Origin of the sequence: Acidovorax sp. 93 (assembly GCF_003633835.1) — a bacterium.
GTDB lineage: Bacteria > Pseudomonadota > Gammaproteobacteria > Burkholderiales > Burkholderiaceae_C > Acidovorax > Acidovorax facilis.
The window spans coordinates 4,163,070-4,188,630 of record NZ_RBIT01000001.1; the positions used below are offsets into that span (position 1 = coordinate 4,163,070).

The 25,561-nt window shown below is 65.5% G+C and carries 20 protein-coding genes and 1 riboswitch; of the genes, 5 read left to right on the forward strand and 15 right to left on the reverse strand.

Annotation, left to right across the window (positions count from 1 at the left end; genetic code table 11):
* The first annotated feature begins 13 nt into the window (after positions 1–13).
* Positions 14–1,201, forward strand: a complete 1,188-nt coding sequence (locus tag C8C93_RS18985; protein WP_121507906.1) for an amidohydrolase family protein — start codon at positions 14–16, stop codon at positions 1,199–1,201.
* Positions 1,202–1,265: 64 nt separating this feature from the next.
* Here the strand turns inward: C8C93_RS18985 and C8C93_RS18990 are convergent, their stop codons facing one another.
* The gene (locus C8C93_RS18990; RefSeq protein ID WP_233559508.1) at positions 1,266–2,075 is read right to left on the reverse strand and encodes a glycine zipper 2TM domain-containing protein; all 810 of its coding nucleotides are present in this window, start codon (positions 2,073–2,075) and stop codon (positions 1,266–1,268) included.
* A gap of 117 nt (positions 2,076–2,192) precedes the next feature.
* Positions 2,193–3,119: a YihY/virulence factor BrkB family protein gene (locus tag C8C93_RS18995; RefSeq protein WP_121507908.1), complete on the reverse strand. Its 927-nt coding sequence runs from the start codon at positions 3,117–3,119 to the stop codon at positions 2,193–2,195.
* Positions 3,120–3,310: 191 nt separating this feature from the next.
* Between C8C93_RS18995 and C8C93_RS19000 the strand changes: the two genes are divergently transcribed.
* The gene (locus C8C93_RS19000) at positions 3,311–4,456 is read left to right on the forward strand and encodes a serine hydrolase (RefSeq protein WP_121507909.1); all 1,146 of its coding nucleotides are present in this window, start codon (positions 3,311–3,313) and stop codon (positions 4,454–4,456) included.
* Positions 4,457–4,623: 167 nt separating this feature from the next.
* Complete coding sequence (locus C8C93_RS19005) at positions 4,624–5,220, forward strand: shikimate kinase (RefSeq protein WP_121507910.1); 597 nt, start codon at positions 4,624–4,626, stop codon at positions 5,218–5,220.
* 91 nt (positions 5,221–5,311) lie between these two features.
* On the opposite strand, the gene C8C93_RS19010 is transcribed toward C8C93_RS19005, so the two are convergent.
* The 13 genes from C8C93_RS19010 to urtA all read right to left on the reverse strand — a co-directional run bounded on the left by C8C93_RS19010 (position 5,312) and on the right by urtA (position 20,904).
* A complete protein-coding gene (locus C8C93_RS19010) occupies positions 5,312–5,812 on the reverse strand; it encodes a hypothetical protein (RefSeq protein ID WP_147433784.1) in 501 nt (166 codons plus the stop codon).
* 17 nt (positions 5,813–5,829) lie between these two features.
* The gene (locus tag C8C93_RS19015) at positions 5,830–6,897 is read right to left on the reverse strand and encodes a hypothetical protein (protein WP_147433785.1); all 1,068 of its coding nucleotides are present in this window, start codon (positions 6,895–6,897) and stop codon (positions 5,830–5,832) included.
* A gap of 505 nt (positions 6,898–7,402) precedes the next feature.
* A complete protein-coding gene (metH, locus tag C8C93_RS19020; RefSeq protein ID WP_121507913.1) occupies positions 7,403–10,141 on the reverse strand; it encodes a methionine synthase in 2,739 nt (912 codons plus the stop codon).
* Positions 10,142–10,174: 33 nt separating this feature from the next.
* Positions 10,175–10,283, reverse strand: a riboswitch (S-adenosyl-L-homocysteine riboswitch).
* Between the two features lie 29 nt (positions 10,284–10,312).
* Positions 10,313–12,019: an IPTL-CTERM sorting domain-containing protein gene (locus C8C93_RS19025; RefSeq protein WP_121507914.1), complete on the reverse strand. Its 1,707-nt coding sequence runs from the start codon at positions 12,017–12,019 to the stop codon at positions 10,313–10,315.
* Positions 12,020–12,142: 123 nt separating this feature from the next.
* The gene (locus tag C8C93_RS19030) at positions 12,143–12,886 is read right to left on the reverse strand and encodes a hypothetical protein (RefSeq protein WP_121507915.1); all 744 of its coding nucleotides are present in this window, start codon (positions 12,884–12,886) and stop codon (positions 12,143–12,145) included.
* Between the two features lie 89 nt (positions 12,887–12,975).
* Positions 12,976–14,016 carry an aliphatic amidase gene (locus C8C93_RS19035; protein ID WP_121507916.1) on the reverse strand — a complete coding sequence of 347 codons (1,041 nt, stop codon included), beginning with the start codon at positions 14,014–14,016 and terminating at the stop codon, positions 12,976–12,978.
* Between the two features lie 15 nt (positions 14,017–14,031).
* A complete protein-coding gene (locus tag C8C93_RS19040) occupies positions 14,032–14,376 on the reverse strand; it encodes a zinc ribbon domain-containing protein (protein WP_057228095.1) in 345 nt (114 codons plus the stop codon).
* Between the two features lie 33 nt (positions 14,377–14,409).
* Complete coding sequence (fmdA, locus tag C8C93_RS19045; RefSeq protein WP_121507917.1) at positions 14,410–15,636, reverse strand: formamidase; 1,227 nt, start codon at positions 15,634–15,636, stop codon at positions 14,410–14,412.
* 183 nt (positions 15,637–15,819) lie between these two features.
* Complete coding sequence (urtE, locus tag C8C93_RS19050; protein ID WP_057228091.1) at positions 15,820–16,509, reverse strand: urea ABC transporter ATP-binding subunit UrtE; 690 nt, start codon at positions 16,507–16,509, stop codon at positions 15,820–15,822.
* A 28-nt stretch (positions 16,510–16,537) separates the two neighbouring features.
* A complete protein-coding gene (gene urtD / locus C8C93_RS19055) occupies positions 16,538–17,281 on the reverse strand; it encodes an urea ABC transporter ATP-binding protein UrtD (protein WP_121507918.1) in 744 nt (247 codons plus the stop codon).
* 19 nt (positions 17,282–17,300) lie between these two features.
* Positions 17,301–18,515, reverse strand: coding sequence for an urea ABC transporter permease subunit UrtC (gene urtC, locus C8C93_RS19060; protein WP_121507919.1), 1,215 nt, complete (start codon positions 18,513–18,515; stop codon positions 17,301–17,303).
* A 46-nt stretch (positions 18,516–18,561) separates the two neighbouring features.
* Entirely contained in the window at positions 18,562–19,476 is a 915-nt protein-coding gene (gene urtB / locus C8C93_RS19065) for an urea ABC transporter permease subunit UrtB (protein WP_121507920.1), read from the reverse strand.
* Positions 19,477–19,638: 162 nt separating this feature from the next.
* Complete coding sequence (gene urtA, locus C8C93_RS19070; RefSeq protein ID WP_121421885.1) at positions 19,639–20,904, reverse strand: urea ABC transporter substrate-binding protein; 1,266 nt, start codon at positions 20,902–20,904, stop codon at positions 19,639–19,641.
* A 245-nt stretch (positions 20,905–21,149) separates the two neighbouring features.
* Between urtA and C8C93_RS19075 the strand changes: the two genes are divergently transcribed.
* Entirely contained in the window at positions 21,150–24,590 is a 3,441-nt protein-coding gene (locus C8C93_RS19075; RefSeq protein WP_121507921.1) for an ATP-binding protein, read from the forward strand.
* Positions 24,587–25,498 (forward strand): response regulator, encoded by a 912-nt coding sequence (locus C8C93_RS19080; RefSeq protein ID WP_121507922.1) that lies wholly within the window; start codon positions 24,587–24,589, stop codon positions 25,496–25,498. The genes C8C93_RS19075 and C8C93_RS19080 overlap by 4 nt, the downstream gene beginning before the upstream one ends.
* Positions 25,499–25,561: the final 63 nt, after the last annotated feature.

Genomic DNA, 25,561 nt, shown 5'->3' on the forward strand with positions numbered 1-25,561 from the left:
ACGAGGAGAATCCATGGCAGAAGCAGCAGCAGGCGGCAAATCGGGCAAGGTCGTCATCCAGAACATCGGTCTTTTGTTGTCGGGCGACCTGGACCGGCCCATCCTCGACGCCGACACCATCGTGGTGAATGATGGCCTCATCGTGGCCGTGGGCCGCTACAAGGACTGCGACACCGACCACGCCAACACCGTGATCGACGTACGCCAGACCTGCGTGGCGCCCGGCCTGATCGACAGCCATGTACACCCCGTGTTCGGAGACTGGACGCCGCGCCAGAACCAGATCGGCTGGATCGACTCCACCATGAACGGCGGCGTGACCACCATGGTCTCGGCCGGTGAGGTGCACCTGCCCGGCCGGCCCAAGGACATCGTGGGACTCAAGGCCCTGGCCATCACCGCGCAGCGCTCGTTCGACAACTTCCGCCCCGGTGGCGTGAAGGTGATCGCGGGCGCCCCGGTCATCGAAAAAGGAATGACCGAGCAGGACTTCAAGGACCTGGCCGACGCCGGCGTGACGCTGCTGGGCGAAGTGGGCCTGGGCTCCGTCAAGGCGGGCTACGAGGCCAAAGAGATGGTGGCCTGGGCGCGCAAGCACGGCATCCAGAGCACCATCCACACGGGCGGCCCGTCCATCCCCGGATCGGGCCTGATCGACAAGGACGTGGTGCTGGAGGCCGATGCCGACGTGATCGGCCACATCAACGGCGGCCACACCGCGCTGCCCTGGAAGCACGTGTGCGAGCTGTGTGAGAAGTCGTCCCGCGCGATCGAGCTGGTGCACAACGGCAATGAGAAGATCGCCATCCAGGCCGCGCGGGCGGCCATCGAGCTCAAGTGCCCGCACCGCGTGATCCTGGGCACCGACGGCCCGGCTGGCTCGGGCGTGCAGCCCCTGGGCATGCTGCGCATGATTGCGCTGATATCGAGCTTTGCCGACATCCCCGCCGAACTGGTGTTCTGCTTTGCCACGGGCAACACGGCGCGCATCCGCAACCTGAACTGCGGCCTCATCGAGGTAGGCCGCGCGGCCGACTTCGTCTTCATGGACCGCGCCCAGCACACGGCTGGCGCCACGCTGCTGGAAAGCGTACAGCTGGGCGACATCCCGGGCATCGGCATGGTGATGATCGACGGCCTGGTGCGCTGCGGGCGCAGCCGCAACACACCACCCGCGACCGAGATCCCCGTGGTGCTGTAGCCCACGCTCATCCCACAAAAAAGCCCGCAATCAGCGGGCTTTTTTTGGGGGAGTTGCGGTCGACTCAATACGTGTCCGCCACTCGTACCGCGCCGGGCTGTGCACGCGGGTAAGGTTCTTCAGCGCGCATGGCGGCGCCATCGTCCACGCGGAAGCCCTTGCCCTGCAGCACGACGGGCGTGCCCACGGCGGTGGGCTGTGCGCGGGTGAAGCGGCGCACCGAGCCGTCTTCCATGCGCACCGCGATCTGGTAGACCGTCTGCGTGCGCGTGCGCTCTTCCACCTTGTGGCCCACATAGCCGCCGCCCACGGCGCCCAGCACAGTGGCGGCCGTGCGGCCCGAGCCCTTGCCCACCTGGTTGCCCACCACGGCCCCGAGCACACCGCCCGCCACCGCCCCCACGCCTGTGGCCGGGGCCGCCTGCTGCACGGCTTGCACCGACTCGACGCGGCCGCAGGTGGCACACAGGGGAGCTTGTGTGGCAGTGCGCAGCGGTGGCTGCTGCTGTGGCTGGTATTGCTGCGGGGGTTGCCCGGCATAACCTTGCGAAGCTGCGGGCGGTTGATTTGCTACACTATTAGTAGCAATATTTCTATTATCAAAAAGCGCTGGCGCCGGTTTTTGTTGCAAATTCTCAGCTCTTGGCGCTCCTGACGCAGGCTGCGCCGTCATGGCCAAGGGTTGCGCGTCGGCGGCGGACTTGCCCGCGTTCTGCACCACCAGGGTCGTGCCCAGCGCCACCACACTCACGCCCAGCACGCCGATAGCGACCCACAGCCACTTGAGGGAAGGGCTGGCCGCGCCGCCAAAGGCGCCAGCCTGTGCCACAGGAACGGCGGAAGTGTTGGTGGAAGGCGAAACGATAAGACTCATGATTTTTCTCCGAAAGATCCAGAAAGCTCTGGATGAATGGCCGCCAGCGTAACCAGCCAGCCCGGAAATCCGGGCGTAGCGTCTGTAAAGGACGTAAGAAGCTGTTTAAGAACCAGCCTATTGCGGCACATGCAAACGCCCCCGCGCTGCAGGCAGCGCACCCAGCTCCTGAAAAGCCCGGGCGCAGCTGGCTGAAAACAGCAGCACCGCCGATGAGAAATAGATCCACATCAGCAGCACCACCAGCGACCCCGCTGCGCCATAGGCCGACACCACCGCCGCCGTGGCCAGGTACCAGGCCAGCAGCTGCTTGCCCACCGTGAACAGCGTTGCGCCCACCACGGCCCCAGCCATGATGCAGCGCGGCGGCGGCTTGGCCCCGGCGCCAATGCGCATGAGGCCCACAAACAGTGCCACGGCAAATCCAAAGGCCACCACTTCATTGACCAGCTGCATGGCCGGTGCCAGCGGCGCCAGCGCCAGGCGCGAGCCCGCCCAGCCCGCCAGCAGGTGGATCAGCGTGGACAGCGCCAGCGACACCAGCAGCAAAAAACCCAGCGCCAGCACGTAGGCCAGCCCCCGCAGGCGCAGCGACGCCATGCGCCACCAGGCGGCCCGCTGCGGCAGGGGGCCTTCGCCGCGCCACAGGTGCTCCAGTGCCGACTGCAACTCGACAAACACCCCGGTGGCGCCTGAGACCAGCACCACAAACCCCACCAGCGATGCCAGCCGCCCCTCGGCCGGGGCCTGCGCACTGGCCATCGCCTGCCGCACCACGTCGGCCACCTGCTGCCCCATCACAGCCTGCACCTGTGCGATGAGATTGCTTTCCAGATAGCTGCGGTCCATCCACCAGCCCAGCACCCCCACCAGCAACAGCAACAGGGGCGCCAGGCTGAGCATGCCGTAGAACGACATGGCGGCGCTCATGCGCAGCCCGTCGGCGTCCAGCCAGAGCGTGGTGGCTCGCCAGAAAGGCTGGAGCAGGGTCCACACGGGTTTGACAAGGCGCAGTGCGCGGCGCTTCAGGGAGGGTGCTGCCATATGCGGCTAGCCTACGGCGGCAGCCACCGCGCGTCCACCCGCGTTTCGCTGCAACTGCGGTAGGCCCGATCCCACATCGATCCCATAGCCCCTTGCAACAGTGGCCCTGCCTGTTGCCCAGGTGACCCGCCAACCTCCACGCGCGCGGATATTCTCAGTGCCGACACCCATCCACCCGGAGACACCGCCCCATGCACCCCCACGCCTTTGCCCACCTGCGCGCCGCACTCCAGACCCACGTCGACCAGGGCCTGCTGCCCGGCGCAGTGGCCCTGGTGCACCACCAAGGGCGCACGGTGCTGCACGAAGCCGTGGGCGCCCAGCGGCCCGGGGCAGGCGCGCCCGCCATGGCGCCCGACACCGTGTTCCGCATCTATTCCATGACCAAACCCATCGCCTCGCTGGCGGCGCTGATGCTCATGGAAGAAGGCCGCCTGCTGCTGTCGCACCCCGTCTCGCACTACCTGCCTGCGTTTGCGGGCCAGCGGGTGTACGACGAAGCCACCGGCACCACCAGCCCCGCAGCGCGCGAGGCCACGGTGCATGACCTGCTGCGCCACACCGCAGGGCTGAGCTATGCGTGGGAGGCCGGCACGGTGCCCGACCAATACCGGACGGCCCGCGTCGGCTCGCGGCGCCACAGCAATGCCGAGCTGGTGGCCGCGCTCGGCCCGCTGCCGCTGGTGCACCAGCCTGGCAGCTGCTGGGAATACAGCCGCGCCACCGATGTGCTGGGTGCGGTACTGGAGGTGGTCGAAGGCGAGAGCCTGGGCACCCTCCTGAAACGCCGTATTCTGGAACCCCTGGGCATGCACGACACGGGGTTTTCGGTACTGCCCCACCGCCTGACCGACCTCGCCGAGCCGTTCGCGCGCGACCCGCAGACCGGGGCCGAGGTGGCGTTGATCGATGTCTCGGCCCCGCCCGCGTTTGAATCCGCTGGCGGCGGGCTGGTGTCCACCGCCAGCGACTACGCACGCTTTTTGCAGCTGATGCTGGGCCAGGGCACCGTACAAGGCCCGGACGGCCACACCATCCGCCTGGCCAGCCGCGCCACCGTCGGTTTCATGACCGCCGACCACCTGGGCGGCATCCCCACAGCGGGCGACATCCTGCCCGCAGGCTACGGCTTTGGCCTGGGCGTGGCCGTTCGCAAGGCCACCGGCCTGGCATCCAGCCCCGGTTCAGCAGGCACCTACAGCTGGAGCGGACTGGGCGGCACCTTCTTTTTGGTAGACCCCGCCGAAGACCTGTTCGCCATCCTGCTCACCCAGGCGCCGGGCCAACTGCGCACCCTGTGCGAGCTGTATCCGGCGCTGGTGTACGCGGCGCTTTGATGAGCACACCTCCTTGAGGAGCTGCGTCCCAGGCCGGGGCAGCGCCAGCTGCAACCGCTGCGCATGGCAACGGAGGCCCCGGCTTACACTCAACGCCCAATCACGGCACGCGACGCAGCTCCACCCGCAGCACGCATACCCGTCTCCCAGACCTCTTTTTTGAACCTATGCAGATCCGCTGCGCACTGGTCGGCATGCCCGGCTCCGGCAAATCCACCATCGGCCGCCAGCTGGCCCACCGGGCGGGGGTGCCCTTTATCGACCTGGACCACCGGCTGGAACAGACCATCGGCACCACCATCCGCAGCTTCTTCGAGGCCGAGGGCGAAGCCCGCTTTCGCGACCTGGAGTCGCAGGCCCTGGCCGACGTGGCCGGGCAAGCTGGTGGCATGGTCCTGTCCACCGGCGGCGGCGCCGTGCTGCGCCCCGAGAACCGCGAAACCCTGCGCCAGTTTGGCAACGTGCTGTACCTGCGCGCCTCGCCCGAAGAAATCTACCGGCGCGTCAAACACGACCGGACCCGCCCCCTGCTGCAAGGTGGCAACCCCATGGACAAGCTGCGCGACCTGTACGCCCAGCGCGATGGCCTGTACCGCGAAACCGCCCACTACGTCATCGAAACCGGCCGCCCCACTGTGCACACGCTGGTCAACATGATCATGATGCAGCTGGAGATGGCGGCGGGGGCACAGGGGGAGCAAGTGCCGCACGGCGCGTCCGATGCCCCAACCTCTGCGGGCACGCCGCACGCCGACCGCCCTTGAATCAATTGCTATTAAATCAATAGCTTTTTGCGCTTTACTGGCAAGCGCTAGCCGCCATTTTCATGGCCCCTGCAGCAGCGAGCAGCCCCCCCTACCGCGCCTGCAACTGCCCCTCAAACACACAGGCAGCGCCCCGATAGGCACCGCAACCCGTCTCGGACACCCAGGCCCGGCGCCCGTCGGCATCCACCCGCACCTGGACCTCGCAAGCGGCAGCGTCGGGTTCGGGCCGGTAGGGCTTGAGCACCAAGGTGCCTCGTTGCCACTGCCCCAGGCTGTCCAGACCGCCGCTGCACTGCGGCGATCCAACCGTGAGCGCTGCCGCCACCGCGCCGCGTTCAGCATCCAACACGATGAGTCGCAACTGCAACTGCCCCACCAAGGCCGGGCCTTCCCACTGCGCCGCCAGGCGGCTGGCTGGCAAGGTCGAACTGGCGGCAAGAGCAGGCGCCTGGGCCTGGGCCCAGCAGACGGGCTGGGCCAGTGCCAGCGCGGCGCACAGCGCCTTTGGTGCTCCGGCACACGCCACGCTGCGCGCCACGGCACCAAAACGTACAAGGGGACGAAGTCGGGCGGACAAGGTACAAGTCATGGCAGGGATCGGGCGTTTCAACGGAAGTTGGCGGGCACTATGCGCTGCTCAATGTACTGCCACAGGTACGCCGTGTAAGCCTTGGCTGCACTGCCGTCGTGGGCGTCGATCATCGCCTGGCGCTTGTCGGCATCAGCCACGTGGTTTTTCAGCAGGCCTTCAGCGCGCGCATCGGTCAGCGTGCCTTTGAGGATTTGCGCGGCACCATTCGCCCCCTCGTGGTGGACCAGATAGATGTACTGCGCTTTCTTGTCTGCGGACAGATCGGCAGGCACCAGAGGGGTGCCATCGTCGTTGGTGCGGGCGCTCAGTTGGGTGAAGTAACCCTTGTCCAGCTCAGCCGCAGCCACGATGGAGGTGGTGGCGTCAAAGCGCAAGTCCAGCAGCGCAGCCCGGTCCACCACCTGGTTGGCATTGTTCACCTGCCCCAGGGACTTGGCCTGTTCATTGACGTAGCTGCCCGGCTTGGTGGCCGATTCGATCCAGGTGCTTTCCAGAAATTGCGTCAAGCCCCCAGCCTTGCTGGTGGTGTTGTAGCTCTGCGGGTCCCAGGTGGCCGAGAGTTCACGGCGCAGGGCCTTCCACTCGGCGGCCCCCGCCTTGTCCAGCTTGGCTTTGGGGTCCAGCTGCGGATGCAGCTCGCCAAAAAAGCGCTGGTTGGTGGCATCGTCCAGACGCTTGCCGCGCAGCGGGCCCGCTTCTGCAGATATCACGGCCGCAATCGTGGCGCGTGGGTAGCCCGTACGATCCGCAGCCAGGGTAATGGCGTCGCGGTAAATCTCGTTCACGCCCAGGCGCAATGGATCGGTCCGGTCGCGCTCGGCATTCCGCAACGCGGTCAAGGCATTGGGCGCAGGCACGGTGCCAGCCCCCCAGAACGGCGTGGAGTTGGCGCTTTGCGCGGTGTTGCTGCTGGCGGTGGGGTTGAGGGTGTCGGCCTGCGCCAGCATCAAGCCGGATTGCAAAGACGTCGCGGTGCTTTCGTTAGCAAAGCCCGTCTCCTGAGACAAACTGGGGTCCGTGGGTGCTGCAGCAGCGCCACTGCCGGACAGTGCCCAAGTACTGGTGTTGGTAGTGATTTGCATGGTGAAGAGCTGTCGGTATTGATCCATCCCTGGGCACGATGGGCACTGGGCCTCGGGCCATCCCTTGGGGCATCTGCCACTTGATGCAGCCATGGGGGATGAACGTGATTGAACCGGTTTTACCTTCGTATAGCTATACAGGCGATTCCTAGCTAGGAATCTCCCTAGCTGGGAAGAACACCTACCCACAGAGAGAAGAACCGCCCGGCCACACCAAGGGCTCGGGACGGAGCCCTGCGTTCGATCTAGCGGAAAGTCTGGCCAGGAGCCTTGATCGGGCAGCCCGAGCTTTCGCCCTGCCTGTCGAGGGACTGTTCAGCGGAACCGCCCTGGCTTGGACAGGGCCAGCCCGAACGGGCGGGGGGAAACGGGCGGGACAAAGGACGAGGGCAACGGGTGCGACATGTTGTCACAAGGTCTTCAAAATCAAGCCGAATCAGCCTCCAGTTCTTTATACGTAAGCGTAAATTGCTACACAATTAATAGCAAAATGCATCCAACGGCATCACAGATTAGGCGCCAGCAACCGCTCCAACACCTTCTCATCCATGCCCCGGCGCTGGGCCATGTCGTGCAGCTGGTCTTCGCCGATCTTGCCGACGTTGAAGTACACGGCATCAGGGTGGCCGATGTAGAAGCCGCTCACGCTGGCGGCGGGCATCATGGCCAGGCTTTCGGTGAGCGACATGCCGATCTCGCCAGCCTGCAGCACGCGGAACAGGTCGGTCTTGGCGCTGTGGTCCGGACAGGCGGGGTAGCCGGGCGCGGGGCGGATGCCAGCGTACTTCTCGGCAATCATGTCGTCGTTGCTCAGCGCCTCGCCCGCGGCGTAGCCCCACAGGTCAGTGCGCACGCGGTGGTGCAAGGCCTCGGCAAAGGCTTCGGCCAGGCGGTCGGCCAGGCTCTTGAACATGATGGCGGAGTAGTCGTCCAGCGCGTCGATGAAGGCCTTTTCCTTCTTCTCGATCCCGAGGCCCGCCGTCACGGCGAACATGCCGGCGTAGTCGGCAATGCCGCTTTCCTTGGGCGCTACAAAGTCGGCCAGGCAGCGGCTGGGGCGGGTCACGCCGTCGATGGTGTGTTTTTCGGCCTGCTGGCGCAGGCCGTACCAGGTCATGGCCACTTCGGTGCGGGTGTCGTCGGTGTAGAACTCGATGTCGTCGTCATTCACGCTGTTGGCGGGCAGCAGGGCCATCACGCCGCTGGCCGTGAGCCACCGGCCTTCGATGATCTTCTTGAGCATGGCCTGCCCATCCGCAAACACACGCGTGGCTTCCACGCCCACGATCTCGTCGGTGAGGATGGCGGGGTACGGGCCGGCCAGGTCCCAGGTCTGGAAGAACGGACCCCAGTCGATGTACTTGGCCAGCTCGCCCAGGTCGAAGTTCTTGAACACGCGGCGGCCCAGCGCGCGCGGCACGGTGGGCTGGTAGGCCGACCAGTCGATCGGCGTCTTGTTGGCGCGGATCTTGGCCAGGGGCCACAGGGGCGTGGCCTTTTTGTTGGCGTGCTGGGTGCGGACCTTGTCGTAGTCCGCGTTGAGCTCGTCCACGTAGTTCTGCACGCCGTCGCCCAGCAGGCTCTGCGCCACGCTCACGCTGCGCGAGGCGTCGGGCACGTAGACCACGGGACCTTCGTAGTGCGGCGCGATCTTGACGGCAGTGTGTACGCGGCTGGTGGTGGCGCCGCCGATCAGCAGCGGGATCTTCTTGATGCGGAAGTGCTCGTCCTTCTGCATCTCGCCCGCCACGTATTGCATTTCTTCGAGGCTGGGGGTGATCAGGCCCGACAGGCCCACGATGTCGGCGCCCTCCACCTTGGCGCGCGCCAAAATCTCGTGGCAGGGCACCATCACGCCCATGTTCACCACCTCGAAGTTATTGCACTGAAGCACCACGGTGACGATGTTCTTGCCGATGTCGTGCACGTCGCCCTTCACGGTGGCGATGACGATCTTGCCCTTGCTGCGCACGTCGCGCCCGGCCAGTTCGTCCTGGCGCTTTTCTTCCTCGATGTAGGGGATGAGATGTGCCACGGCCTGCTTCATCACGCGTGCGCTTTTCACCACCTGGGGCAAAAACATCTTGCCCGCACCAAACAGATCGCCCACCACGTTCATGCCGTCCATGAGCGGGCCTTCGATCACGTGCAGCGGGCGGCCGCCCTTGGCCAGGATCTCGCGGTAGGCCTCTTCGGTGTCTTCGGTGATGAAGTCGGTGATGCCATGCACCAGCGCGTGCGACAGGCGTTCGCCCACGGTCTTGGGGTGCTCGGGCGTTCCGCGCCATTCGAGCTTCTTGCTTTCGTCCTTGGCGCCGCTCTTGGCGGTTTCGGCGATCTCGACCAGGCGCTCACCAGCATCCGGGCGGCGGTTGAGCACCACGTCTTCCACGCGCTCGCGCAGCACGGGCTCCAGGTCGTCGTACACGCCCACCATGCCCGCGTTGACGATGCCCATGTCCATGCCGGCCTTGATGGCGTGGTACAGAAACACGGTGTGGATGGCTTCGCGCACCGGATCGTTGCCACGGAAGCTGAACGACACGTTCGATACCCCACCCGACACCTTGGCGCCGGGCAGGTTCTGCTTGATCCAGCGCGTGGCCTCGATGAAATCGACGGCGTAGTTGTTGTGCTCTTCAATGCCGGTGGCTACGGCAAAGATGTTGGGGTCGAAGATGATGTCCTCGGGCGGGAAGCCCACTTCATCGACCAGGATGCGGTAGGCGCGTTCGCAGATTTCGATCTTGCGCTCGTAGGTGTCGGCCTGGCCTTTTTCGTCAAACGCCATGACCACGGCAGCGGCGCCGTAGCGGCGCACGAGGCGCGCCTCGTGCTTGAACTTGTCCACGCCCTCCTTCATGGATATGGAGTTGACGATGCCCTTGCCCTGCACGCAGCGCAGACCGGCCTCGATCACCTCCCACTTGGAGCTGTCCACCATGATGGGCACGCGGGCGATGTCGGGCTCGGACGCGATGAGCTGCAGAAAGCGCACCATGGCGGCCTTGCTGTCGAGCATGGCCTCGTCCATGTTGATGTCGATGACCTGGGCGCCGTTCTCCACCTGCTGGCGCGCCACGGCCAGGGCTTCTTCGTACTGGCCGTTCAAAATCATGCGCGCGAACGCCTTGGAGCCGGTGACGTTGGTGCGCTCGCCGATGTTGACGAACAAGGTGCCCTCGCCAATGGAGACGGGCTCCAGGCCGGACAGCTTCATGGGGGGCAGGGATACAGCAGACATAGGACTCACTCACCTGTGCAGGGGCAGCAAAAAAACAGGTGAGCGTCGTTGCGGTGTACGGCGGGGTGCGCGGGGCCCAAGCCTGACGAATCGCCATGCACCAAACCGGGCATGGCAAGTCGCTGCAACGCTCCTTGGGCCGAGGGGCGATTGTAAGTTGCCCGCCCGGGATCAGCGCACTGGGCGGCGGCCCCGGAATGCGGCCAGCAGCATCAAGCCCGCCATCAGCCACAAAGCCCACTCAGACAACGACGGAATCGCGCTCGCGGCCACTGCCGTGATGGTGTCGGTATCGGTGGCGCTGTTGTTGCCGGGGCTAGGGTCGGTCACGCCACCCGGGGCCGCGACCGTCGCGGTGTTGACCAGTGTCCCCGTTGCCGACGCGCTCACCGTAGCGGTGACGGTGTAGGTCACCGATCCGCCCGCAGGCAGATTGACCACGTCGTTGATGTTGCCGCTGCCCGCCGCCGTGCAGGTGCCGCCGCCGGAGCCCACGCAGGTCCAGGTGCCGGTCAGCACGGCGGGCAGGGTGTCTGCCACCGTCGCGCCAGGGGCGTTGGACGGTCCGGCATTGCTGGCGGTGATGGTGTAGGTCACCGAGCCGCCAGCGTTGGCCGTAGTCACGCCATCGGTCTTGGTGATGGTCAGGTCGGCTTGCGATGCGATGGTGTCGGAATCCGTGGCGCTGTTGTTGCCCGGATTGGGGTCGGTCACCCCGCCCGGCGCTGTCACCGTCGCGGTGTTCACCAGCGTTCCGCTGGCCGCAGCACTCACTGTTGCGCTCACCGTATAGGTCACCGATCCACCGGCGGGCAGGTTGACGCTATCGTTGATGTTGCCGCTGCCCGCTGCCGTGCAGGTGCCGCCACCCGCGCCTACGCAGGTCCAGGTGCCTGTGAGGGCTGCGGGGAAGGTATCCGCCACCGTGGCCCCCGACGCATTGGACGGCCCCGCGTTGCTGGCGGTGATGGTGTAGGTGACTGAGCCGCCAGGTATGGCCGTGGTCACGCCGTCCGTTTTGGTAATGGACAGATCGGCCTGCGGCGTGATGGTGTCAGAGTCCGTGGCGCTGTTGTTGCCCGGGACGGGATCGGTCACTCCGCCCGGCGCTGTCACCGTCGCGGTATTGGCCAGCGTCCCTGTGGCCGCAGCACTCACCGTGGCGCTGACGGTGTAGGTAACAGATCCTCCGGCGGGCAGATTGACGGTGTCGTTGATGTTGCCGCTGCCTGCTGCCGTGCAGGTGCCGCCACCCGCGCCCACGCAGGTCCAGGTGCCGGTGAGTGATGCGGGGAAGGTGTCCGCCACCGTGGCCCCCGGCGCATTGGATGGCCCCGCGTTGCTGGCGGTGATGGTGTAGGTGACCGATCCGCCCGGCGTGGCCGTGGTCACACCATCGGTCTTGGTGATGGCCAGATCGGCCTGTGGCGTGAGCGTGTCGGAATCGGTGGCACTGTTGTTGGCGGGAACCGGGTCGTTCACGGCGGACGTCACTGTCGCGGTGTTGGTCAGCGTTCCGGTCGCAGAAGCGTTGATCGTGGCGCTCACCGTGTAGGTGACCGATCCCCCCGCTGGCAGGTTGACGCTGTCGTTGATGTTGCCACTGCCTGCGGCGGTGCAGGTACCGCCGCCTGCGCCCACACAGGTCCAGGTGCCGGTGAGCACGGCGGGAAAGGTGTCCGCAATCGTGGCGCCGACGACGGGGTCCGGCCCTGCGTTGCTGGCGGTGATGGTGTAGGTCACCGACCCGCCCGGGACGGCCGTGGCCACACCATCGGTCTTCGTGATGGACAGGTCCGCATCTTGGGCATGCGCCGCGGTCGCAGCCACCATGGCCAACAAGAGCGCAGTGAGCCACAGCAAAACACGTTGGAGCATGGCGAAGTCCCGATTCGAAGTGGAGGGGTGACCAAAGTGTAACGCCACGTTTCCACCCGGAATCTTCGTGCATGGCGGCACGCGCTGACCGCGCGTCCCGCCTTTGAAGCGGTTGAATCGCTCTCAACGCACCGGCAGGAACTGCAGGAACGTGCCGCCCACAATGCCCTGCACATAGCTGATGGCGGCGCGGCGGTACTTTTCGGTGGTCAGGGCAGCCAGCAGGTCGAGGCGCGCGATGATCTTGCCAAACTCGCGCTCAAAGCTCAGGTTGCGGCCTTGGGGGCCGATCTCGTCCGCCAGCAGCAGTGGCTGGCCCTGGGCGTTGCGGCGCTGGGCCAGCAGCCACACGGCGCTTTCCACATTGCGGGCGGCGTTGTAGAGGTGCTGGGCATCCATGCCGTCGAGCAAGAAGAATTCGATCTTTCCGCCATGGGCCGTGATGATCATGTCGGCCGTGGCATGGATGAAGGCTGCCACGCGGTCCCCGTTGAACTCCGGCGCGAACGCGAAGCCCATCGCGGCAATGTCGCGCCGCCCCTGCAGTGGTGCCCAGGGCTGGCGCTGCAGGATGGCTGTGCGCACCTGCTCCGCGGCGTGCTCGCGGTTGGTGGCGCTGGTTTTGCGCCATTCGGCGGGGTTGCGGCGGTAGAGCTTGTCCATGAGGCGGAACAAGCCCTCCAGGTTCTCGTGCATGGCCAGCGTGGCCACGCGGTTCATGTCGGACTGGGCCAGCTCGGCGGGCGTTGTGGCGGCCCCCTTGACCTCGCCGCGTGGCGTGGGCGCATTCGCCGCGCAGCCTGCGAGCACGGTGCACAGCAGTGCACACGATGACATCCACAGGAGAGAAAGGAACGGCCCACGCATGGGGGCCGATTATCGGGCGCAGTGTGGGCGCCTCACAGCCGGTTAACACTGTTTGAAGATCTCAGGCCACGGCCCTGAATCCCGTTGCCTCAGCAGCGGTCTGCGCTGTCGGGGCTGGGGATACCCTCGATCGGGCACTCCTCGGTGCCCACCATGGGCCGCGTGATGGCCTCCACGGCCTTGCGCGTACCTTCGGGGTCAGTCACCCAGCGGGTGTAAAAGTCATACGGGCAGGCGGCCACACCCTGGTCTCCACCGCCGGAGTTGATCAGCCCTGTGTATCCCCGGTGCAGCAGCTTGAAGAGGTGGTTCTCAGACTGCCCGTTTTTGCGGAAGTCGCGGATCAGGCTCTTCGACAACGCGGCGTACTGCACGCCGTATTCCTCCTCGCCGCATTCACCGAGCGTTCGGCCATCAAAGCCAATCAGGGCGCTGTGGCCGAAGTAGCTGTATACGCCGTCAAACCCGGCGGCATTGGCCACGGCCACATACGTGTTGTTGGCAAAGGCCATGGCCTTGCTCATCAGAATCTGCTGCTCCTTGGCGGGGTACATGTAGCCCTGGCACCGCACGATCAACTCGGCGCCCTTCATGGCGCAGTCGCGCCAGATCTCGGGGTAGTTGCCGTCGTCGCAGATGATGAGGCTGATCTTCAGGCCCTTGGGGCCTTCGCTGACGTAGGTGGTGTCCCCGGGGTACCAGCCTTCGATGGGGGTCCAGGGCATGATCTTGCGGTACTTCTGCACGATCTCGCCCTGGTCATTCATGAGGATCAGGGTGTTGTACGGCACCTTGTGCGGGTGCTCCGCATGGCGCTCGCCGGTGAGCGAGAAGACGCCCCACACCTTGGCCTTGCGGCAGGCGGCGGCGAAGATTTCGGTCTCTTCACCCGGTACGGTGGCCGCCGTGTCCATCATCTCCTGGGCGTCGTACATGATGCCGTGGGTGCTGTACTCCGGAAAGATCACCAGGTCCATGCCGGGCAAGCCGGTCTTCATGCCCACCAGCATGTCTGCGATCTTGCGCGCGTTGTCCAGCACCTCGGCCTTGGTATGCAGGCGCGGCATCTTGTAGTTGACCACCGCCACGCCGACGGTGTCCTTGCTGCTTGAAATATCGCCGTGAATCATGGTGAAGCATCCCTATCAATGAGAAATCATCCAGGGCCGTTTGCTCGGAAACGCCTTGGCGCCGCTGGGCGCCGTCACCGTGGCCTTGCGGCTTTGCGATGACGAACAGCAGCCACAGCCTGCAGGGTGTTTGAGGCGGGCGTAGTCGCCCGAGCGCTGCGGCTCGTGCCGCGCTCGCTCGTTGGTGGCGATGGCGCTGCGCGCGGACGCGCTCATGAGTGCCAGGCGCGGCGCGGTGGCAAACACGCGCGGCGATGCTGCGCCGCAGTCTGGGCAGGCAGCGGGTTCGTTGCGGTCGGCCAGCAGGCGAAAGGCATCAAAGCCGCCACACTGGGCACAGGCGTAGTCGTAGGTGGGCATGGCGGGTCCTTCTGCAGCAATGGTGTTTGACTGTCAGACCAGGTCGGGCGACAGCGGCATGGCCACCGAGCCATCCAGGTGCTTGATCGGCCCCGCCGCACTCGGGTTGATGTCAAAGTCAAAGATCTGCGTGGGCAGCCACAGCGTGGCGCAGGCGTTGGGCACATCCACCACGCCGCTGATGTGGCCCTGCACCGGGGCTGTGCCCAGGATGGAATACGCCTGCGCGCCCGAATAGCCAAACTTCTTGAGGTACTCGATGGCGTTCAGGCAGGCCTGGCGGTAGGCCACGTTCACGTCCAGGTAGTACTGCTTGCCACTCTCGTCCACGCTGATGCCCTCGAAGATCAGGTAATCGTTGTAGGTGGGCGTGATGGGGCTGGGCTTGAAGATGGGGTTCTTGATCCCGTACTTGGCCATGCCGCCCTTGATGAGCGTGACCTTCATGTGCACCCAGCCTGCCATCTCGATGGCGCCGCAAAAGGTGATCTCGCCGTCGCCCTGGCTGAAATGCAGGTCGCCCACCGACAGGCCGGCGCCGTCCACATACACCGGGAAGAACACCTTGGCGCCGCGCGACAAATCCTTGATGTCGCAGTTGCCACCATGCTCGCGCGGGGGCACCGTGCGGGCGCCTTCGGCAGCCGCTTTGGCCTTGGCATCGCCCGTGAGGCGGCCCATGTGGGCCGTGCCCGCCGAGGGTGGGTTGGCCAGCCCGGCCGTGGGGTCTGAGTCGATGAGCGCCTGCTCGCGCGCATTCCACTGCTCCAGCATCTTGCGGTCGGGCAGGCAGCCAATCAGGCCGGGGTGGATGAGCCCGGCGTACTTCACGCCCGGCACATGGCGCGAGCTGGTGAACATGCCATGAAAGTCCCAGATGGACTTTTGCGCCTGCGGGAAATGCTCGGTCAAAAAACCGCCGCCGTTGTTCTTGCTGAAAAAGCCGTTGAAACCCCACAGGCTGTCCTGCTTGGCACCAATGTCCAGCAGGTCCACCACCAGCAGGTCGCCCGGCTCGGCGCCCTTCACGCCCACGGGGCCGCTGAGGTAGTGCACCGTGGTCAGGTCGATGTCGCGCACATCATCGGCGCTGTCGTTGTTCTTGATGAAGCCGCCCGTCCAGTCAAACGTCTCCAGCACGAACTCATCGCCAGGATTGACCCAGCAGGCCATGGGAATGTCTGGGTGCCAGCGGTTGTGGATGTTCTCGTTCTCGGTGGGCGACTTGCTCAGATCGACCTTGATCAGGGTTTCAGCCATGGCGTGCTCCTTGGAAGGGTTGGGTGGAAGAAGGAAAAAGCGAGAAAAAATCCCGGCCTTACATGGCGCATTGCCGCCGAGACCGCCACGGCCGAGGCCAGGGACGCCAAGCAAGGGCCGCCCCGCAGCGAGGGCGTCGTCCCCCTTGAGGGGGAAGGCGCCGAAGGCGACTCAGGGGGTGTTTCATACCGACAGATAGGCTTTGATGCGCTGCTGGTCGGTGTCGGCGCGGGCGGTCTCGTGCACCAGGCGGCCGCCTTCGATGACGAACAGTCGGTCGGCCACGTCCATGGCGAACGAGAGCACCTGCTCGCTCACCACGATGGTGATCTGGCGCAGCTTGCGAATCTCGTTGAGCGCCTTGGCGATGTCCTTGATGATGGAAGGCTGGATGCCCTCGGTGGGCTCGTCGAGCAGCAGCACCTTGGGGTCGGTGACGAGCGCTCGCGCAATGGCCAGTTGCTGCTGCTGCCCGCCCGAGAGGTTGCCGCCCTTGCGCCGGCGCATGTCCCACAGCACGGGAAACAGTGCGTAGATATCTTCGGGAATCTGTCGCGTCTTGGAGTTTTCCAGCCCGGTCTCGATGTTCTCTTCGACCGTGAGGGTCGGGAAGATCATGCGGCCTTGCGGCACATAGGCGATGCCCTTGGCCACGCGGCGAAAGCTCTCGTCCTTCGTCACGTCCTGGCCTGCCACGGTGATCTGGCCGCTCTTGACGGGCATCACGCCCATGAGGCTTTTGAACAGCGTGGTTTTGCCCATGCCATTGCGGCCCATGATGGCCACGGTCTCGTTGGCACGGCCGTCAAACGAGATGCCGTGCAGCGCCTCGCTCTGGCCGTAGGCCACAAACAGATCTTTGACTTCCAGCATGCGATGCTCCTGTGAAGGAATGGGTTGCTCAGTGGCCCAGGTACACGTCGATGACCTTGGGGTCCGCCTGCACCTTCTCCATGGGGCCTTCGGCCAGGATCTTTCCCTGGTGCATCACCGTGACCTTGTGGGCAATGCGCTTGACGAACTCCATGTCGTGCTCGATCACGATCACCGCGCGGTTCTTGCAGATGCGCTGCAGCAGCTCGGCCGTCAGCTCACGCTCGCGCGCGCTCATGCCGGCAATCGGCTCGTCCAGCATCAGCAGCTCGGGCTCCTGCATCAGCAGCATGCCGATCTCCAGCCACTGTTTTTGCCCGTGGCTTAGCAAGCCAGCCTCGGTATCGAGCTTGTCGCCCAGGCCAATGTCTTCGGCCACCACCTGCACACGCGCCTTGACCTCATCGGTGCACTTGAACGCCAGCGCGCCCAGCACCGAGCGGCCTGCGGGGTAAGACACCTCCAGGTTCTGGAAGACCGACAGGTTCTCATAGATGGACGGCGTCTGGAACTTGCGCCCGATGCCCAGCCGCACCCGCTTGTGCTCGGCCATGCGGGTGAGTTCTTCGTTCTTGAACTTGATGCTGCCGCCCGTGGCACGGGTCTTGCCGCAAATCAGATCCAGCAGCGTGGTCTTGCCCGCGCCGTTGGGGCCGATGATCACGCGCAGCTCGTTCTTGTCGATGTACAGCGTGAGGTCGTCGATGGCCTTGAAGCCGTCGAACGACACGGTCAGGTCTTCAATGGCCAGCGCGAAGTCGGTGTTGCTCATGAGGAGTGCTCCGGTGGTTTCAGACGCCCTGGCGGCTCACGCCATCAGGCAGCGTGGCGGCGGGTGCTGGCGACGCTGCCGCAGCGGTGCTTGCATCCATAGGCGGGCGCGCCGCGGATGGTCGGCCTTGCTCCGATGCCTGGCGGCGCAGCGCTTCGCGGCGGCTCTTCCACCAGGGCACCACATGGCTCTCCCACAGGCCCGCCAGGCCCATGGGGAAAGCCATGGTCACGCCGATGAAAAGCCCGGCCATGAGGAACAGCCACAGCTCGGGAAAGCTCTCCGAGAAATACGTCTTGCCCGCGTTCACCAGCAAGGTGCCATACACGGCACCCACCAGGCTCATGCGCCCGCCCACGGCGGCGTAGATCACCATCTCGATGGACGGCACGATGCCTACGAAGCTGGGCGACATGAAGCCCACCTGCAGCGAGAACATGGCGCCTCCGATGCCCGACAGCGCGGCGGCCAGGCAGAAGGTGAAGACCTTGAAATTGGCTACGTCGTACCCCGAAAAGCGCACGCGGTCTTCCTTGTCGCGCATGGCCAGCAGCAGCGTGCCCACCTTGCCGGTCTGTATCCAGCGGCACAGGATGATGGAGCCTATGAGCAGCGCCACGCACACGTAGTACAGGATGTATTTGGCGCTGTCGGTGCGCGTGTCCCAGCCCCACAGGGTCTTCAGATCCGTCATGCCGTTCACGCCACCGGTGTAGCCCTGCTGGCCGATGATGAGCACCGTCAGAATCAGTGCCACGGCCTGCGTGATGATGGCAAAGTACACACCGCCCACACGGCGCTTGAACATCGCAAAGCTGATGATCCAGGCCAGCAGCGTGGGCACGACGATCACGGCCGCCAGCGCAAACGGCAGGCTCTTGAACGGAATCCAGAAGCTGGGCAGCTCGGTGATCTGGTTCCAGTCCATGAAGTCGGGGATGCCGGGCGTGGACTGGATCTTGGTGCTGATGGGGTCTGACGCTTCGAGCTTGAGGAACATGGCCATGGCATAGCCCCCCAGGCCAAAAAACACGCCCTGCCCCAGGCTGAGCACGCCGCCGTAGCCCCACACCATCACGAGGCCGATAGCGACGAACGCATAGGTGAGGTACTTGCCGACCAAGTTCAGCCGAAAGATGTCGAGTGCCAGCGGCAGCACCACAGCCAGCAGCACGGTGAGCAGTACCAGGCTGGCGAGCTGGTAGCGCAGGATCCAGGCTTTGAGGGCGTTCATGCGGAGACTCCGGTGGGCTCGAAGGAAATGGACAGTTGGGCGAATTTCATCGGCGAACTTTGGAGGCGAACAAGCCCTGTGGCCGCACCATCAGGATCAGCACGATCAGCGACAGCGTGATCATCTTGGCCATGGAGCCCGCCATGAAGAACTCGGTGATGGACTGCGTCTGCGCAATGCCGAAGGCAGACACCACGGTGCCCAGAAGGCTGGCCGCGCCGCCAAAGGTGACCACCAGGAAGGCGTCCACGATGTAGAGCGAGCCCGATGTGGGGCCGGTGGAGCCGATGGTGGTAAACGCCGCGCCCGCCACGCCGGCAATGCCGCAACCGATGGCGAAGGTCAGGCGGTCGGTCTTCTGGGTGTCGATGCCAATGGCGTTGGCCATGACGCGGTTGCTCACCGTGGCCCGCACCCGCAGGCCCCAGCGGCTTCTGTGCAGGGCCAGCAGCACGCCCCCCGTGACCACCGCCGTCAGCGCCAGCACAAACAGGCCATTGATCGGGATGTCCAACCCCTCAGCAGGCGCCCACGAGCCCAGCAGCCAGTCGGGCAAAGTGGGACTGACCTCCTTGGGGCCGATGAAGGTGCGAAAGCATTGCTGCAGGGCCAGGCTGATGCCCCAGGTGGCCAGCAGGGTGTCCAGCGGGCGCTTGTACAGGTGGCGGATCAGCCCCCATTCCACCAGCCAGCCCGCTACAAACGCAAACCCAAACGCCGCCACGATGGCCAGCGGAAAGTAATACGGAATCATTTGCGGCGCATGGTTGGCCGCGAGGGTGGAGCCCAGGTAGATCGTATAGGCGCCAATGGTCATGAACTCGCCATGGGCCATGTTGATCACGCCCATCTGCCCAAAGATGATGGCCAGGCCCAGCCCCATGAGCAGCAGCACGGCAAACAGACTCAGGCCCGCAAAGCCCTGCATCAGGCCGATGTTCATCATTTCGGAAAAGGTCATGTTGCAGCTCCTGCGTGGGCAGCGTTGGAAAACGAACAGCGGTGCCATGGGGCGGCCTCTTGCGAGGGACACCGAGGAAGGGCCGCCCCGCACCGAGGGTGTCGTCCCCCTCCCGCGCAGCGAGAGAGGGGGAAGCGGCGCAGCCGCTCAGGGGGTGACTTCCTACTGATACCCTTTGGGAAATGGATCCGGCTTGATCAGCGCAGGCGACTCGGACACCACCTTGAACGAAGCATCCGGCATGCCCATGGCGATGCGCGACTTGCTCCACAGGTGGTGGTTGGCGTCCACCTTCACATAGCCCTCGGGCGCGGTGGTCAGCTCGATGCCGGGGGACGCGGCCACCACCTTGTCCACATCAAAGCTCTTGGCTTTTTCGACCGCCGCCTTCCACAGCCAGGGGCCCAGGTAGCCCGCCTGCGTCACGTCGCCAATCACGGCGTCCTTGCCGTACTTGGCCTTGAAGGCCGCCACAAACTTCTTGTTGTTCTCGTTATCGAGCGACTGGAAGTACTTCATCGACGAGTAGAAACCGTTGAAGTTCTCGCCGCCCACGCCGGTCATTTCGTCTTCGGTGACCGACAGCGTGACCAGCAGTTGCTTGTCGCCCGTGATGCCCGCGGCCTTGAGCGCCTTGTAGAACGCTACGTTGGAGCCGCCCACCACCGCCACAAACAGGCAGTCGGGCTTTTGCACCTTGATCTTGTTCATCAGCGAGCCGAAGTTGGTGCTGCCCAGCGGGTAGTACTCCTCGCCCACGACCTTGCCCTTCTGGAAGTTCTCGATGTGCTTGCGCGCAATCTTCATCGAGGTGCGGGGCCAGATGTAGTCGGAGCCGATGAGGAAGAAGGTCTTGGCCTTCTTCTCGGTCTTGGCCCATTCCAGGCTGTACAGAATCTGCTGGGTGGCTTCCTGGCCCGTGTAGATCACGTTCTTGGATTGCTCCAGGCCTTCGTAGAAGGTGGGGTAGTAGAGCAGGCCGTTTTCTTTCTCGAACACCGGCAGCACGGCCTTGCGCGAGGCGCTGGTCCAGCAGCCAAACACGGCGGCGCAGCGGTCGTTGATGAGCAGCTTCTTGGACTTTTCGGCAAACGTGGGCCAGTCGGAGGCGCCGTCTTCCTTGATGACCTTGATCTTGCGGCCCAGCACACCGCCCATGGCATTGATCTGGTCAATGGCCAGTTGCTCGGCCTGGATGGAGCCCGTTTCTGAAATCGCCATGGTGCCGGTGGCCGAGTGCAGCTGGCCCACGGTGACTTCGGTGTCGGTGATGGCCAGCTTGGTGGTGTTGACCTGCGCCGTGGGCTGGCCAAACGACCAGGCAGGCAGGCCCGCCACGGATGCGGCGCCCAGCGCCTGCAGGATGCGACGGCGGCCGGGTTCGGCCTGGGCGGAGTCACTAAAGCGGGGGTCGGAGGGGTGGCTCATGAAGACGCTCCTTGCAGGATCGGTGTGAATGAAGGGACGGGACCAAAGCGGGTTGTGTGCGCTGTGGAATGAAGGTTAGGGACAACCCTTGAATGCGCCCATACGTCAATTAACGTAGGGCTGCGTACGCACCCCGGTGCATGCACTGCAAATACACCTGCACATGGACCTGCCCATGGCAATGCGTGCCCGTGCAACGCCCCAACGCGGTGCGCGCCTAGAACGCTTCTTGCTTTGTGCTGGGCATGGCCTCACCACAAGCACCCGATGCCCAGAGCGCACCACAAACGATTTTTCGTTTCCGGCGCGAGTACAACGCCTGGGTGGCCGACGAGACCATGGAGGACTACGCGCTGCGCTACACGCCCAAGAGCTTTCGGCGCTGGAGCGAATTCCGCGTGGCCAACACGGCGTTTGGCTCTCTGTCGTTCCTGGCGCTGGAGGCCATTGGTGGCGCGATTGCGCTGAACTACGGTTTCAGCAATGCGATGTGGGCCATCCTCACCGTGGGGTTGCTGATCTTTCTGACGGGCCTGCCCATCGCCTACTACGCGGCCCGCTACGGCCTCGACATGGACCTGCTCACGCGCGGGGCGGGCTTTGGCTACCTGGGCTCCACCATCACGTCGCTGATCTATGCAGTGTTCACGTTCATCTTCTTTGCGCTGGAGGCGGCCATCATGGCGCTGGCGCTGCAGATGGTGGTGGACTGGCCACTGGAGTGGTGCTACATCGCGTCGTCGCTGGTGATCCTGCCGCTGGCCATGCGTGGCATCACGCTGATCTCGCGCCTGCAGGCCTGGACGCAGCCGCTGTGGCTGTTCTTGCTGCTGCTGCCCTTTGTGTGGATTGCGCTGGCCCAGCCGCAGCTGTACCGCGACTTTGCGGGACTGTCGGGCCTCAAGAGCGGCAGCAGCCAGTTTGACCCGCTTATGTTTGGTGCAGCCGCGGCGGTGATCTTTTCACTGGTGGTGCAGATTGGCGAGCAAGTGGACTTTTTGCGCTTTCTGCCCGAGCGCACTGCCGCCAACCGCCTGCGCTGGTGGGGCGGGGTGCTGGTGGCGGGGCCGGGCTGGGTGGTGATGGGCATGCTCAAGATGGCGGGTGGGGCCTTTCTGGCGTTTGCCGCGCTGCAGTTCGAGGTGGGCGCCCAGCGCGCGGCCGAGCCCACGCAGATGTTCCTCGCAGGCTTTCACCAGGTCATGCAGGCGCTGGGGCTGCCGGGCCTGGCGGTGGCCGTGACGGTGGTGTTTGTGGTGGTGTCGCAGATCAAGATCAACCTCACCAACGCCTACGCGGGCTCGCTGGCGTGGTCCAATTTTTTTGCGCGCGTGACCCGCAGCCACCCGGGGCGCGTGGTGTGGCTGGTGTTCAACGTGCTGATCGCCACCTTGCTGATGACGCTGGGGGTGTTTGGCGCGCTGGAGAAAGTGCTGGCCGTGTACAGCAACGTGGCCATTGCCTGGGTGGGTGCGCTGGTGGCAGACCTGGTCATCAACAAGCCACTGGGCCTGTCGCCCAAAGGCATCGAGTTTCGGCGCGCGCACCTGTATGACTTCAACCCCGTGGGCCTGGGCGCCATGGTGCTGGCGGCCACGGTGGCCTGCTGTGCCTATGCAGGGCTGCTGGGCGAAGAGGCGGCCGCGTTTTCGCCCTTCATTGCGCTGGTGCTGTCGATGGCGCTGGCGCCGCTGCTGGCCTGGCTGACGCAGGGCCGCTACTACCTGGCGCGCGCTCCCGGCAACGAGTGGCGGCCCGGCGAGATCGTGCGCTGCGCCGTGTGCGAGAACCAGTTCGAGTCCGAAGACATGGCGCGCTGTCCGGCCTATGCCGCGCCCATCTGCTCGCTGTGCTGCTCGCTCGAATCGCGCTGCCACGACCGCTGCAAGACCGGCTCGCGCGCGGCCGACCAGCTGCGCAACGTGGTGGAAGCCTTGCTGCCTCAGCGCTGGGCGATCAAGGTGAACTTTCGCCTGGGGCAGTACCTGATGGTGATGATGTCGCTGTGCGCGGTGATGGCGTTTCTGGTGGGCGTGGTGTATGTGCAGGAAAGCCTGCAGACCCCGGTGCCCGGGCAAATGCTGCAGATGCCGTTTCTCAAGGTGTTTGCGCTGCTGGCGCTGCTGGCCGCCGTGTGCGCGTGGTGGGTGGTGCTGAGCACCGACAGCCGCCGAATGGCGCAGGACGAGTCGGAGCGGCAGACCCAGTTGCTGCTGCAGGAGATCGAAGCCCACAAGCGCACCGACGCCGAACTGCAGGCGGCCAAGGACCAGGCCGAGTCCGCCAACCAGGCCAAGACGCGCTACGTGGCAGGCATGACGCACGAGCTGCGTTCGCCGCTCAACAGCATCCTGGGCTACACACAGATCCTGCTCAAGAACCCGCATACCGAGGGCTGGATGCGCGAGACGTTGTCCACCATGCAGCACAGCGGCCAGCACATGCATGCGCTTATCGATGGATCGCTGGAGCTGGCGCGCATCGAGGCGGGGCGCCTGCGGCTGGACATGGCCTCCCTGCCACTACCCGAGCTGATCGAGAACATCGAAGCCATGCTGCGCCCGCAGGCCGAGGCCAAGGGCCTGCACTTTGTGGTGGAGACGCTGGGCACCATGCCCGGGTGGATACGGGCCGACGCCAAGCGGTTGCGGCAGATTCTGATCAACCTGCTGTCCAACGCGGTGCGGTTTACCGAGCGCGGCGAGGTGCGGCTGCGCATGGACTTTCGCCAGCATGTCTCGCGCATCGAGGTGATCGACACCGGCATCGGCATCGAACCGCAAGACCTGGAGCGCATCTTTGTGCCGTTTGAGCGCGGCAGCGCCGGGCGCCGCGCCAGCGAGGCGGGCACGGGCCTGGGCCTGACCATCACGCACCTGCTTGCCGAACTGATGGGTGGCCAGCTCACGCTAACCAGCACCCCCGGCCAGGGCAGCACTTTTACCGTGCGGCTGTACCTGCCCAGCATTGCGGTAGACCCGGCCTGGACCACGCCCAGCCGCGCCACGCTGCGCCCCGTCATCGGGTACCTGGCGCCCCGGCGCACGCTGCTGGTGGTGGACGACCAGCCCCTGCAGCGCCAGCTGCTTGCCGGCCTGCTGGTGCCCCTGGGTTTTGAGGTGCGCGAGGCCGCCAGCGGGCGCGAATGCATCGAGATCGTGCGCCAGACACCGCCCGACCTGGTGCTGCTCGATATCACCATGGATGACCTGGACGGCTGGCAGACCGCCGCCCTGCTGCGCGAGTTGCGGCCTGCGTCGGAGCTGCCCATCGTGTTCGTATCGGCCAATCTGTTCGAGCACGAGGCCTCACGATTGGCGGCGCAGCAGTGCCAAGCTTTTGTGGGCAAGCCGGTGATCGAATCCGAACTGCTGCAGGCGCTGGAGCAAGCGCTGCAGCTCGAATGGGTGCGCGACAACACGCCGCTTGCGCCCAGCCCCGAGCCCGCCGCGGGCCCCGCCAACCCGAACGACACCCCGGCCACGTTGCCCGACGAACTGCGCGAAGACCTGACCCGGCTGGCGCGCTCCGGCCAGGCGGCCGCACTGCGCGAGCGGCTGCGGCGCGCACGCGGCGACCTGCCCGGCCATGCCGCCACGCTGGCGCTGCTGCAGGCCAGTGCCGACCGCTTCGACTTTGAGACCCTGGCCCACCACCTGCGCGAGCCCGAAGAGGGAACCCTATGAACGACGAATCCCATCCAGGCCAGCAGGTCAGCCAGCGCGTGATCTTGGTGGTGGACGACGCGCTCGACACCCTGCGCATGCTGTGCGACGCCCTGGCCGCCGAGGGCTACGCCGTGCTGGCCGCGCGCGACGCCGAAGAAGCCCTGCAGCGCTTTGACCTGACCGTGCCCGACGGCGTGCTGCTGGACGCCGTGATGCCCGGCATGGACGGCTTTGCGCTGTGCCGCCGGTTGAAAGCCACGCCGCCCTGGTCGCACGTGCCGGTGGTGTTCATGACGGGCTTGTCGGACACCGAGCAGATCCTGCGGGGCTTTGCCAGTGGCGGGGTGGACTATGTGGTCAAGCCCCTGCGCATCCCCGAGGTGCTGGCCCGGCTCGCCACCCATGTGCGCAACGCCCAGGCCACGCGGCTGGCGCGCGAGGCGGTCGACGTGGCCGGGCTGGGCGTGGTGGTGCTGGACGGCCAGGGCCGCGTGGCCTGGCGCTCCCCGCAGGCATTGCGCTGGCTGGAAGCGGCCTTTGCCGCCGACCCCGCCCCCGCAGATGCCGCCGCTGCCTGGCTGGTGCGCGCGCAAGCCACCGGCGACCAGACCCTGGCGCTGGCCGACGGCCGCCAGTTGCTGGCCCGCCACCTGGGCGCGAGCGGCCTGGCGGAGTCGATGCTGCTGCTCAGCCGCACCACTCCCGAGGCCACCGCCCCGCGCCACCTGCAGCAGGTGGCCCTTACGCCGCGCGAGACCGAGGTGCTGTCGTGGCTGAGCAAGGGCAAGACCAACCGCGACATCGCCGACATCCTGGGCATGAGCCCGCGCACGGTGAACAAACACCTGGAGCACATTTTTGAAAAGCTGGGGGTGGAGACACGCACAGCCGCTGCGGCCATTGCGGGGCAGCTACTGCAGGCCTGAGTTCGGATTTTCCGGATGGGCCACACCTGCCCCCTCCCTGCGAGCTGAGCCTGCCAAAGCCAG

What these genes read in the sequence shown, in the direction of transcription:
- C8C93_RS18985 (WP_121507906.1), top strand. Translation starts at nt 14, where the DNA reads ATGGCAGAAGCAGCAGCAGGCGGCAAATCGGGCAAGGTCGTCATCCAG.
- C8C93_RS18990 (WP_233559508.1), bottom strand. Translation starts at nt 2,075, where the DNA reads ATGAGTCTTATCGTTTCGCCTTCCACCAACACTTCCGCCGTTCCTGTG.
- C8C93_RS18995 (WP_121507908.1), bottom strand. Translation starts at nt 3,119, where the DNA reads ATGGCAGCACCCTCCCTGAAGCGCCGCGCACTGCGCCTTGTCAAACCC.
- C8C93_RS19000 (WP_121507909.1), top strand. Translation starts at nt 3,311, where the DNA reads ATGCACCCCCACGCCTTTGCCCACCTGCGCGCCGCACTCCAGACCCAC.
- C8C93_RS19005 (WP_121507910.1), top strand. Translation starts at nt 4,624, where the DNA reads ATGCAGATCCGCTGCGCACTGGTCGGCATGCCCGGCTCCGGCAAATCC.
- C8C93_RS19010 (WP_147433784.1), bottom strand. Translation starts at nt 5,812, where the DNA reads ATGACTTGTACCTTGTCCGCCCGACTTCGTCCCCTTGTACGTTTTGGT.
- C8C93_RS19015 (WP_147433785.1), bottom strand. Translation starts at nt 6,897, where the DNA reads ATGCAAATCACTACCAACACCAGTACTTGGGCACTGTCCGGCAGTGGC.
- metH (WP_121507913.1), bottom strand. Translation starts at nt 10,141, where the DNA reads ATGTCTGCTGTATCCCTGCCCCCCATGAAGCTGTCCGGCCTGGAGCCC.
- C8C93_RS19025 (WP_121507914.1), bottom strand. Translation starts at nt 12,019, where the DNA reads ATGCTCCAACGTGTTTTGCTGTGGCTCACTGCGCTCTTGTTGGCCATG.
- C8C93_RS19030 (WP_121507915.1), bottom strand. Translation starts at nt 12,886, where the DNA reads ATGCGTGGGCCGTTCCTTTCTCTCCTGTGGATGTCATCGTGTGCACTG.
- C8C93_RS19035 (WP_121507916.1), bottom strand. Translation starts at nt 14,016, where the DNA reads ATGATTCACGGCGATATTTCAAGCAGCAAGGACACCGTCGGCGTGGCG.
- C8C93_RS19040 (WP_057228095.1), bottom strand. Translation starts at nt 14,376, where the DNA reads ATGCCCACCTACGACTACGCCTGTGCCCAGTGTGGCGGCTTTGATGCC.
- fmdA (WP_121507917.1), bottom strand. Translation starts at nt 15,636, where the DNA reads ATGGCTGAAACCCTGATCAAGGTCGATCTGAGCAAGTCGCCCACCGAG.
- urtE (WP_057228091.1), bottom strand. Translation starts at nt 16,509, where the DNA reads ATGCTGGAAGTCAAAGATCTGTTTGTGGCCTACGGCCAGAGCGAGGCG.
- urtD (WP_121507918.1), bottom strand. Translation starts at nt 17,281, where the DNA reads ATGAGCAACACCGACTTCGCGCTGGCCATTGAAGACCTGACCGTGTCG.
- urtC (WP_121507919.1), bottom strand. Translation starts at nt 18,515, where the DNA reads ATGAACGCCCTCAAAGCCTGGATCCTGCGCTACCAGCTCGCCAGCCTG.
- urtB (WP_121507920.1), bottom strand. Translation starts at nt 19,476, where the DNA reads ATGACCTTTTCCGAAATGATGAACATCGGCCTGATGCAGGGCTTTGCG.
- urtA (WP_121421885.1), bottom strand. Translation starts at nt 20,904, where the DNA reads ATGAGCCACCCCTCCGACCCCCGCTTTAGTGACTCCGCCCAGGCCGAA.
- C8C93_RS19075 (WP_121507921.1), top strand. Translation starts at nt 21,150, where the DNA reads ATGGCCTCACCACAAGCACCCGATGCCCAGAGCGCACCACAAACGATT.
- C8C93_RS19080 (WP_121507922.1), top strand. Translation starts at nt 24,587, where the DNA reads ATGAACGACGAATCCCATCCAGGCCAGCAGGTCAGCCAGCGCGTGATC.